General features: G+C 39.7%; 9 protein-coding genes. 7 read left to right on the top strand and 2 right to left on the bottom strand.

The genetic code is table 11. The features are described from left to right. Positions 1-615: 615 nt before the first annotated feature. From L634_RS0126830 to L634_RS0126810, 5 genes are all read left to right on the top strand, one after another. Positions 616-1,911, top strand: coding sequence for an extracellular solute-binding protein (locus tag L634_RS0126830; protein ID WP_026585070.1), 1,296 nt, complete (start codon positions 616-618; stop codon positions 1,909-1,911). Positions 1,912-2,120: 209 nt separating this feature from the next. Next, on the top strand, positions 2,121-3,404 hold the full coding sequence (locus L634_RS0126825; protein ID WP_026585069.1) for a carbohydrate ABC transporter permease: 1,284 nt from the start codon (positions 2,121-2,123) through the stop codon (positions 3,402-3,404). A 2-nt stretch (positions 3,405-3,406) separates the two neighbouring features. Continuing rightward, entirely contained in the window at positions 3,407-4,249 is an 843-nt protein-coding gene (locus L634_RS0126820) for a sugar ABC transporter permease (RefSeq protein ID WP_026585068.1), read from the top strand. A 109-nt stretch (positions 4,250-4,358) separates the two neighbouring features. Beyond that, positions 4,359-5,897 carry an alpha-amylase family glycosyl hydrolase gene (locus L634_RS0126815; RefSeq protein WP_026585067.1) on the top strand — a complete coding sequence of 513 codons (1,539 nt, stop codon included), beginning with the start codon at positions 4,359-4,361 and terminating at the stop codon, positions 5,895-5,897. A gap of 164 nt (positions 5,898-6,061) precedes the next feature. After that, positions 6,062-7,108: a LacI family DNA-binding transcriptional regulator gene (locus L634_RS0126810; protein ID WP_026585066.1), complete on the top strand. Its 1,047-nt coding sequence runs from the start codon at positions 6,062-6,064 to the stop codon at positions 7,106-7,108. A gap of 38 nt (positions 7,109-7,146) precedes the next feature. On the opposite strand, the gene L634_RS0126805 is transcribed toward L634_RS0126810, so the two are convergent. Then, positions 7,147-8,016, bottom strand: coding sequence for an SDR family oxidoreductase (locus L634_RS0126805; protein WP_026585065.1), 870 nt, complete (start codon positions 8,014-8,016; stop codon positions 7,147-7,149). Positions 8,017-8,132: 116 nt separating this feature from the next. On the opposite strand from L634_RS0126805, the gene L634_RS31855 reads away from it, so the two are divergent. Next, positions 8,133-8,639, top strand: coding sequence for a GNAT family N-acetyltransferase (locus L634_RS31855; protein WP_232233854.1), 507 nt, complete (start codon positions 8,133-8,135; stop codon positions 8,637-8,639). Positions 8,640-8,819: 180 nt separating this feature from the next. On the opposite strand, the gene L634_RS0126790 is transcribed toward L634_RS31855, so the two are convergent. Further along, on the bottom strand, positions 8,820-9,311 hold the full coding sequence (locus L634_RS0126790) for a YajQ family cyclic di-GMP-binding protein (RefSeq protein WP_026585064.1): 492 nt from the start codon (positions 9,309-9,311) through the stop codon (positions 8,820-8,822). A 287-nt stretch (positions 9,312-9,598) separates the two neighbouring features. On the opposite strand from L634_RS0126790, the gene L634_RS0126785 reads away from it, so the two are divergent. Beyond that, the gene (locus L634_RS0126785) at positions 9,599-10,462 is read left to right on the top strand and encodes a CvfB family protein (RefSeq protein ID WP_026585063.1); all 864 of its coding nucleotides are present in this window, start codon (positions 9,599-9,601) and stop codon (positions 10,460-10,462) included. Positions 10,463-10,723: the final 261 nt, after the last annotated feature.

The following is a 10,723-nucleotide window of genomic DNA, read 5'->3' as shown; positions in this document are numbered from 1 at the left end:
TTAGCACAACAATGGATAGTAGAACAAAGACAAGCCTAACTTTTTGTTTAGCTGAGCCCTTAAGCTAATTCAGCAATCGGCGGAGCGAACTCTTGACAAACCGAACTTGCCAATGGTTTAAAATGGAAACAACCAAGGGCTTATTTGGTATGCCTTCTTTTGTTCCCTTCGCCCTTGTTAAACAATCCTCAAACCATTGGCGTGTTTGTCAAGAGCGATTGCGGCGCATCTCCATCCAGTAAATAGGAGAGAAACTAACCCTTTAGGTAGTTTTCATAAATCTTTTGACACTACCAGGTTAGTGCAATCGCTTGCATTATACCATATGGATGGAAAAAAAATATAGAATAAAGAAAGAAAATAGAACTTATTTTGTACCGAAGCTGATTGTAAAAATTTTTTAAAAAGTAGTTGTAAAAGCCCAAAAACCTTGTATAATAAAAATAGAAATTGTGCAATCGTTTTCATTGAGGGATTTCAATAGAATTCACTAAAAAAATAGATTAAGTGAAAACGCTAAAATTTTTAAAAATAAATAAAAGCGTTTACACAATTGTGCAAACGGTTGTACGATTTGATATTCGAGCACCAGATTTAAAAAAAGGGGGCAATACCATGAAAAAGTCATTATCTTTCCTTATGATGCTGGTATTAGTAATCGGAATGCTGGCTGCATGTGGTCCTCAGCGAGAGGCACAGCCGGAAAACACAGAAAATGATAACGGCAATACAAGCGAAAAACAGGCTGAAGAGCCAAAACCAGAAAAATTAGTAGTTTGGGAAGACACAGATAAAGGTGTAGCATTAAAGCCTGCAATCGAGTCTTTTGAGAAAGAATATGGGATAAAAGTAGAATTCAAAGAATTGGGCATGGCTGATAAGATCCGTGACCAGCTAAGACTTGATGGGCCTGCCGGAAATGCTCCAGATGTTGTGACTCTGCCGCATGACCAGATCGGACAGGTAGTAACAGAAGGATTGCTTCAGGAGATTCAAGTAGAAGATAGTGTTCTAGATACTTTCACAGAATCATCAATCACTGCACAAATGTTCGATGGAAAGCTTTATGGTCTTCCGAAAGCAACTGAAACACCTGTTTTCATCTATAACAAAGCATTAATGGAAAAAGCTCCAGAAACAATGGATGAGCTTTACACTCAAGCTAAAGAATTGACGACTGGCGGACAGTATGGATTTTTGGCTCTTTTCGATAACTTCTATTTCGCTCACGGACCAATTGCTGGCATGGGTGGGTACGTTTTTAAGGAAAATGATGGTGCATTAGACCGTGAAGATGTTGGTTTAAACAATGAAGGTGCTGTTGAAGGTGCTGAGTTTATTCAAAAGTGGTACAGCGAAGGCCTATTCCCTAAAGGAATTATCGGTGAAAGCGGCGGTGCTGCAATGGATGGATTGTTCAACGAAGGGAAAGCCGCATCTGTAATGAATGGACCATGGGCATTACAGGGCATGAAGGATGCTGGAATTGATGTTGGTGTCGCTGTTATGCCAAAGCTTCCAAACGGAGAGCCTGTTAAAACTTTCATGGGTGTTAAAGGCTGGCACGTAACTGCCTTCACTAAAAACCCTTACTGGGCAACAAAGCTTGTTGAACATATTACAAATAAAGAAAATGCAAAAATCAGATTTGAGAAAACTCAGGAAATCCCTCCTGTAAAGGCTCTAATTGAAGACCCTGTAATTGCAGATAATGAAGCTGCTAAAGCTGTTGCGGAGCAATCCCAATACGCTGTTCCAATGCCTAACATTCCTGAAATGGCTGAGGTATGGGGACCAATGGCATCTGCACTTCAAACAATTGCTACAGGAAAAGCTGAGCCTAAAGCTGCTCTTGATGATGCAGTAAAAACAATCAAAACCAATATTGAAACGAATCACCCTGCCAACTAATGATTTGACAGACTAAGGGCGGTACCTCCCAGGAGGTATTGCCCATCATTTTTATAGCATGATAATTTGAATGAAAGCGGCAGGCGCCGCTTTCATAATCCTCATAAGAGCAACCGTTTGCACAAAAAACTCCAATTTACAATGAGGAAATGAATTATAATAAAAGAAAAAATTCTTTCTCCTATAAAGAAAGGGGAGGCCAGTCAAAAATGGATGTCACAAAAACATCAACCAATCATGGAAGAAATGCTGCGCTTTTATCCATATTACCTGGATTTGGGCAGTTTTATAATAAACAGTTCCTAAAAGGGGCTATCTTTTTAATTCTTACAGTATCTTTCTTTGCAGCTTTTTATGACACGCTTAATTGGGGATTCTGGGGTCTCATTACTTTAGGAGAAATACCGGTTCTCGATCACTCCATATTTTTGCTGATTGATGGAATTATCGCCTTAATTGTAACAGCATTAGGCCTAATCATTTATTCTTTCAACATTTACGATGCCTATAATAATGGCAAAAAGCGTGACTTGGGGCTGAAATTGAACAGCGTAAGAGAACAGTACCATAATTTATTGGATAATGGGTTTCCATACTTAATGATTTCACCAGGGTTCTTTCTTTTAGTTTTCGTTGTTATTTTTCCGATTTTATTCGTGGTACTGCTTGCATTCACAAATTATGATTTATATCATTCACCGCCCGCAAAGCTTGTAGATTGGGTAGGGATTCAAAACTTTATAGATATTTTTAAATTGGATTTATGGAGAAAAACTTTCTTTGGCGTAATGGGGTGGACAATTGTCTGGACATTTGTTGCTACAACCCTTCAGGTTGCGCTTGGAATTTTCCTTGCAATTCTGGTTAACCAAAAGGATCTTAAAGGAAAAGCAATTATCCGGACGGTATTTATCCTTCCTTGGGCAGTTCCAGCTTTTATTTCAATTTTGATATTCTCAGGCATGTTTAATGAAACTTTCGGGGTTATCAATAAAACACTTCTTGATGCCATTGGCATTGGTCCAGTTCCATGGATGACAGAGGAAAACTGGACGAGGCTTGCCTTGATTTTTATTCAATCCTGGCTTGGCTTCCCATTCATTTTTGCCATGACAACAGGGGTGCTGCAGTCCATTCCGGATGAGCTTTACGAAGCGGCAACTGTTGATGGTGCATCCATACTTCAAAAGTTCACTAAAATCACTTTGCCGCTTGTCCTTTTTGCAACTGCGCCAATTATCATTACACAATATACATTTAATTTTAATAACTTTAACGTAATCTTCTTATTTAATGGAGGAGGTCCAGCTATTCCGGGACAAAATGCCGGCGGATCTGACATTCTTATTTCCTGGATCTATAAGCTGACTATGACATCTGCCCAATACGGAAAGGCAGCTGCAGTAACCATGATTCTTTCACTTATAGTAATAACTGTGGCTCTTTGGCAGTTTAGAAGAACAAAATCATTCCAAGAAGAGGACTTGATGTAGCTATGAGTATGAAAAAAAATAAAATAATCAGGCTTACTGCTTCTTATTTAATTATTGCTTTCATGAGTTTTATTGTCATTTATCCGCTTTTATGGGTAGTTGGATCTTCCTTCAATCCAGGCCAAAGTTTGTCAGGTTCAACAATGTTTCCGAAAAGTCCGACATTGGACCATTACAAATACCTGTTTGACCTGGAAAAGTCCAATTATATTCACTGGTACTGGAATTCTTTAAAGATTAGTACCCTAACAATGATTCTGACTGTTATCACAGTATCTTTAACTGCATATTCTTTTTCACGCTACCGTTTCATAGGCAGAAAAAATGGGCTGCTGACTTTCTTGATTCTGCAAATGATTCCTAATTTTGCAGCACTAATTGCCATTTTCGTTTTAGCAACAAGAACGGGATTAATTGATACCCATCTTGGCTTAATTCTTGTTTATGTTGGCGGACAGATCCCGATGAATACCTGGTTAATGAAAGGATATCTTGATACAATTCCAAAGGAACTTGATGAGTCTGCAAAAATGGATGGAGCCAGCCATTTGCGTGTATTCTGGCAGATTGTCATGCCATTGGCAAAGCCTATTGTCGCTGTGGTAGCTTTATTCTCATTTATTGCACCATTCGGTGACTTTATTTTAGCGAGAATCTTACTGAGAACAGATGAGAAATTTACAATGGCTGTAGGTTTGTACGAAATGGTTGCCAAGCAATTCGGAAATGAATTCACAAAGTTTGCTGCTGGTTCTGTCCTCATTGCCATTCCAATTGCAGCTTTATTCCTTATGTTCCAGAAATACTTTGTTTCCGGTTTGACGGCAGGGGGAACAAAAGGCTAATCTTAAAGGGCTGAAACTTTTACAAGCCGCTTGGCAGACGTGATTTTTGATATTCATGCAAGTGCTTCTGCTAAACTGCGGCTTGAAAACTGAAGGAGGAGCGGCGGCGATGAAAAAAGGATTTATAACCTTCATCTTAATCCCGTTTCTTCTTTTTTATGCCCTGCCGGCAGGAGCAGCTGAAAAAGAAGAGCGCAAATGGCAAGATGAAACAATTTATTTCTTAATGGTTGATCGCTTTAACAATGGTGATCCCAGTAATGATTTTCAGGTGGATGTAAAAGATCCGAAGGCTTATCACGGTGGAGACTTCAAGGGTTTAATAGATCGCCTTGATTACATTAAAGATATGGGGTTTACGGCGATTTGGCTTACCCCCGTGTTTGATAATGATGAGAAAGGCTACCACGGTTATTGGATAAAAGATTTCTACAATACAGAAGAGCATTTCGGTACACTGGATGAGTTTAAACAGCTTGTGCAAGAAGCGCATAAAAGGGATATAAAAGTAATTTTGGACTTTGTCGTTAACCATGTAGGCTATAATCATGAATGGGTTCATGATCCGGACAAAAAAGATTGGTTCCATGAAAAACAGGAAATACTTAATTGGACAAATCAGACTGAGATTGAGAATGGCTGGATCTACGGGCTGCCTGATTTAAAGCAGGAAAATCCTGAAGTGAAGGAGTATCTAATTGATGCTGCAAAATGGTGGATTGAGGAAACGGATGTAGATGGATATCGTCTGGATACTGTCAAACATGTTCCTAAAACATTTTGGAATGAGTTTGCAAAAGGAGTTAAAAGTGTCAAAGAAGATTTTTATTTGCTTGGGGAAGTTTGGTCTGACGACCCAGAGTATATAGCTGAATATGAAAAAACAGGCATTGACGGGTTTGTTGACTATCCTCTGAATGACCATTTAAGAACAGCTTTTGCTGAGCCGGATAACTCTTTAAGCTGGCTTTTTACAAGCTGGGATAGAAATAAAGCCTTTTATGAAAAACCTTTATTAATGGGCACTTTCATGGATAATCATGATACAGTAAGGTTTACGCGAGATTCGATTACAAAAAACCATCATCCGGGCCCAAGATGGAAGCTTGCCTTAACTTACTTGTATACAGCGCCAGGGATTCCAATTGTTTATTATGGAAGTGAAATAGCTCTTGATGGCGGAGAAGATCCGGACAACCGCAGGCAAATGGACTTCCGTACTGATAAAGAACTGATTGACTATATAGCTAAACTCGGAGAAGTAAGACAGATGCTTCCTTCTTTAACAAGAGGAGAAATGGAGCTTTTAGAAGAAAAGGATGGATTTGCTGTTTATAAGAGAACTTATAAGGATGAAACAGCAGTCATTGCGATAAATAATACTACAGAATCGCAAAAGGCTGTTTTGGACTCTTCCCAGGTAGAGACTGGAAAAGAGCTTCGCGGACTGCTTGGAGATGACCTGGTTCGAAGTGAGGATGGGAAATACAATTTAATTATTGACCGTGAACAGGCTGAAGTCTATATTTTAGCTGAGAAATCGGGATTAAATATTCCTTTAATTTCTGCTTTAGCAGCCGTGTATACAGCCTTTATGATTTTTATTTTCCTATTGTGGAAGCGTTCAAAAAAGAAAAAGGCTGATTAGACCAATGCGATAATTAAAAAGAAGCAGCACTTATTCTGCAATAAAAAATATCCCTTTCTTCTCAAGCTCTTTGCTGGTAGGCTCCTGCTTAAAAAAGGAAAGAAAAATTATATTGTTTTGTTTATAATATTAATATTAGAGACCTCACGGAGAGGGTGATTTTATTGGCAGTTACAATTAAAGATGTTGCAAAGCTGGCTAAAGTTGCGCCTTCAACTGTTTCAAGGGTAATCGCCAACAATCCTCGCATTAGCGAGAAAACGAAGCAAAAGGTCAGGGAGGCAATGGAACAACTTGGGTATCACCCAAATTTTATTGCCCGCAGCCTGGCGAGCCAGTCAACGCGTGCTATCGGATTAATTATGCCAAGCTCCACTGACGTAGTTTTCCAAAATCCATTCTTCCCCACTGTTTTAAGGGGACTGAGTGAGGGGGCGCATGAAAGACATTATGCTCTCCATATGACAACTGGAAAAACGGATGATGAAATATATGAAGGCGTTATTCAAATGGTACAGGGAGGACGAGTCGATGGTGTTATTCTGCTTTATTCAAAAGTAGAAGATAAAGTCCTTTCTTTCCTGAAAGAAAGAGATTTTCCATTCGTTGTTATAGGAAAGCCTTTTTCCGACGAGGAGGAAATTACGTACGTAGATAATAATAATTTCCGCGCTGCCAAGGAAGTAACAGAGTATTTAATCAAGCTGGGCCATAAGCAAATAGCATTTGTCGGCGGCAGCCTTAACCTGACCGTAACGGTTGAACGTTTACTCGGTTACGAAAAAGCATTAAGAGAAGCAGATATTAAACTGGTTAATGAATACATTGTCCATGAAGAATTCCTAAAGGAAGGCGGGCAGGAAGCTGTCAGAGAGCTGATTTCCCTGAAAATGCCGCCTACAGCACTTGTGGTTGCCGACGATTTAATGGCACTTGGTGTATTAAATACATTAGATGAGCTGGGAATCAAGGTACCTGAAGACATGTCAATCATCAGTTTTAATAATGTATTATTGGCCGAAATGTCCAGACCGCCATTAACTTCCGTGGATATTAATATATTTGATCTTGGATTTGAATCAGCAAGAAGCCTTATTTACAGAATCGAAAATCCACGCGAGCCTGTTAAAAGAATTATTATTCCGCATAAAATTGTTAAACGCTTTTCATGCAGCAGCCCAAATCCGGAAAAGCCATTAATAATGTCATAAAAAAGGGGAAGCTTTGCAGGGGCTTCCCTTTTAAAGTACTATCCATTTACAATAGTGCCGCCATTTACATGAATCATCTGGCCGCTTACATAAGACGAATCATCACTTGCAAGGTATACATAAGCAGGAGCCAATTCGTAAGGCTGACCAGCTCTGCCTAGCGGAGTATTTGATCCAAATTTCGATACCTTATCCGCGGAGAAAGTTGATGGGATAAGCGGTGTCCAAATTGGGCCGGGTGCTACACCGTTTACGCGGATCCCCTGGCCTGCCAAAGATTTTGCCAATGAGCGTGTAAATGAAACAATCGCGCCTTTTGTTGATGAGTAATCGATCAGCTGTTCATTTCCTTCATAAGCGGTAATCGAAGCTGTATTAATGATGGAGCTTCCTTGTTTAATATGCGGTAGAACAGCTTTAGTTAAATAGAAGAATGAAAAGATATTTGTTTTGAACGTTCTTTCCAGCTGGTCAGCTGTAATGTCAAGCAGACTTTTCTGCGGATGCTGCTCAGCTGCATTATTAACAAGTACATCAATTTGTCCAAATTTCTCCAAAGTTTTATTAACCACATCTTTACAGAAGGTTTCACTGCTGATATCGCCGGAAATCAACAAGCATTCCTGACCTTCAGCTTGAATCGCTTCTTTTGTTTTTTCTGCATCTTCATGTTCATCCAGATATACAATTGCCACGCTGGCCCCTTCTTTTGCAAAATAAATGGCGGCCGACTTTCCTATGCCGCTGTCTCCTCCTGTAATTAAGGCGACCTTTCCTTTTAATTTATTAGAACCCGTATATTTGGGGTCAACGGATTGCGGCTCAGGCAGCATCAGACCCTCTATTCCAGGCTGATGATCCTGATGCTGCGGCGGGAATTCCTTAGGGGTGTTTTGACTGTTAGACATAAATACATCCCTCCAATTGAATGATATTAGTTAAATTCCATTTTATTATGGTGAAAAAACATGGAAATTATTTGCATTGGCACATATAATAGTGTCTAAAAATGGATAGGGGAGAAATGCAATGCGGATTCGCACAGCTAATAAAACTGACGCAGAAGCCATTCTGGCACATTGCAAAAAAGCTTTTGGGGAAACTGATTTTTTTAAATGAGGCTGATGAATTTAACCTATCTGTTGAAGAAGAGGAAGCATGGATTGAACAAAGTCTTCAATCCGGGGATTTAATTTTACTGGCAGAGGCAGACAAAGAGGTAATTGGTATGCTCAATTTTAAACGATCCAAAAATAAAAAGGTTCGCCACCTTGGCTATTTCGGAATTTCCATTCAGGAAAGGTTCTGCAGCAAGGGACTGGGTACGAAGCTAATGAAACATTTTCTAAAATGGGCAGAAGCAGAGCCTGGTTTGGAAAAGGTCTGCCTTGAAGTCTTTTCATACAACGAACGCGCTATTCGCCTATACAAAAAGTTAGGGTTTATAGAAGAAGGCCGTAAAATTAAGCATATTAAAAGGACCGATGGTACCTATGCCGATGAGTTGATGATGTATAAATTTGTCGATTAAGTGAAATTGGGGAAAACCTGAAAACCGGATAAAGACAGCGCATAAAATAGAGAGCACGACGCAATAGCCTCTGGCAATGGCGGAAAGGTGTTTGGTAAGACGCAAAAAAATTAAATGGCTCTGGATCTTGCTTCATTACCCAAAAAAAAGCAAACGGAAAAAGATCCGTTTGCTTAAAATTTAACGATAGTTAACGAACTGAACATCAACAGTTAAATCCGCCTCTTTAACTGCGGCAATTATCTTCTGAAGATCATCGCGGTTTTTACCTGTTACACGGACTTGATCATCCTGAACCTGGCTCTTAACTTTTAAACCGCTGTTCTTAATTAAGGTATTGATCTTTTTCGCATTATCTTTATCAATACCTTGAACAAGCTTGGCTCTTTGGCGGACAGTCCCGCCTGACGCCCCCTCAACCTTGCTGTAGTCAAGATTTTTTACAGGAATGCCCCTTTTAATTAACTTGCTCAATAAAACATCCTTTAACTGTTCTAACTTAAATTCATCGTCAGAAACAAGCACAAGCTCTTCCTTATCTAGCTTGATATCACTTTTGCTTCCCTTAAAGTCATAGCGTGTGGATATTTCCTTCATAGCGATATTAATAGCATTCGTTACTTCTGAAAAGTCTACTTTGGATACAATATCAAATGAGCTCTCTTTAGACATGGCAGCCTCCTTGAACATAACAATTTTACATTTAATTTGCAGCGTGATAACTATCCGTATAAAGCTTGGTAAATCAGGAAGAAAAACGGATAGTAATAACCCGATAAGTTCAACTAACTTTTTGAAGGAAAATCGCCTTCAAAAAGAAGTTTCACTTTACGTTCTTATTATAGTAAAATATAGCAGTTCAAACAACTTTAGGAGTTATAAGATCTTTATAGGGAAAGATTTAATATAATGAATATTTGATGTTTACAGTGAAGATTGAATAAAGGAGGAAAACAGCAATGGCATTAGAGGAATACTTGGGCCGTGCAGCCACGCTGGAAGTATCCAGAGAGGCGTCATTTGGGTATTTTTTGACTGATGGAGAGGAAGATGTTCTGCTGCATGAGAATGAAACAGAGGAGAAGCTTGAAGAAGGCCAGGAGGTAGAGGCTTTCCTTTATGTAGATTCACAGGGGAGAATTGCCGCAACAACAAAAATCCCCGAAATTCAGGTTGGTACATATGGTTGGGCACAAGTTAGCGATGTAAAGCCGGGAATTGGTGTTTTCATCAATATTGGTGTTCAGAAAGATATGCTTTTGGGTGAAGAAGATCTGCCCGTCCATAAATCTGTCTGGCCGAAAGAAGGGGACATGCTGTACATTACTCTTCGTGTCAATAAAAATAACCGAATTTATGTAAAAATGGCTACTGATCATTTTATAAGTGAAATGGCCGTAAAAGCGACAAGAAGCGATTTTAATAAAAACATCCATGGGCATATTTACAGAACCGCTAAGGTCGGAAGCTGGATTTATACAGCAGAGGGCTTTAAGGGCTTTATTCATGAATCCCAGCGCAAAAGAGAGCCGCGCCTGGGTGAAAAGGTTGAAGGACGGGTTGTAGATGTAAAAGAAGATGGAACGGTGAATGTTTCTCTGATTCCTAGAAAGCACGAAGTATTAGATGAGGATTCAGAAAAAATTCTGTCCTACCTTGAAAGCCGAAATGGTGCTATGCCATATGGAGATAAAAGCGCACCAGAAGATATTCAGGAACGGTTCCAGCTTAGCAAGGCTTCATTCAAAAGGGCTTTGGGCCGGTTAATGAAGGAAGGAAAAGTGTACCAGGAGGAGGGCTGGACATATATTAAAAAAGACTAATTAGATTTGATTATCAACAAAATTTAAAACGGACAAGCTTTATGCTTGCCCGTTTTTTCATTAAGGCTGTGTTAAAGCTTATTGTTGATTTTAGCAACCTGTTGATTGGAGCGGAAGGTACGAGCTCCTCGAAAATGCTACCGCATTTCCTTACGAAGAGGTGTTAATTCGGGGAAGCTTATTCAATGTCCTGCGGGAGAAGCGTGTCAGCGGGAGACCCCGCAGGTGCGAATGCACCGAGGAGCGTCGGACCGCCCGCTG

Source organism: Bacillus sp. J33 (assembly GCF_000518885.1).
GTDB lineage: Bacteria > Bacillota > Bacilli > Bacillales > Cytobacillaceae > Cytobacillus.
This window is presented reverse-complemented; position numbering and strand designations above follow the sequence as displayed.

Excerpts from the sequence above, each read along its gene's own strand:
- L634_RS0126830 (WP_026585070.1), top strand. The coding sequence starts at position 616 with ATGAAAAAGTCATTATCTTTCCTTATGATGCTGGTATTAGTAATCGGA.
- L634_RS0126825 (WP_026585069.1), top strand. The coding sequence starts at position 2,121 with ATGGATGTCACAAAAACATCAACCAATCATGGAAGAAATGCTGCGCTT.
- L634_RS0126820 (WP_026585068.1), top strand. The coding sequence starts at position 3,407 with ATGAGTATGAAAAAAAATAAAATAATCAGGCTTACTGCTTCTTATTTA.
- L634_RS0126815 (WP_026585067.1), top strand. The coding sequence starts at position 4,359 with ATGAAAAAAGGATTTATAACCTTCATCTTAATCCCGTTTCTTCTTTTT.
- L634_RS0126805 (WP_026585065.1), bottom strand. The coding sequence starts at position 8,016 with ATGTCTAACAGTCAAAACACCCCTAAGGAATTCCCGCCGCAGCATCAG.
- L634_RS31855 (WP_232233854.1), top strand. The coding sequence starts at position 8,133 with ATGCAATGCGGATTCGCACAGCTAATAAAACTGACGCAGAAGCCATTC.
- L634_RS0126790 (WP_026585064.1), bottom strand. The coding sequence starts at position 9,311 with ATGTCTAAAGAGAGCTCATTTGATATTGTATCCAAAGTAGACTTTTCA.
- L634_RS0126785 (WP_026585063.1), top strand. The coding sequence starts at position 9,599 with ATGGCATTAGAGGAATACTTGGGCCGTGCAGCCACGCTGGAAGTATCC.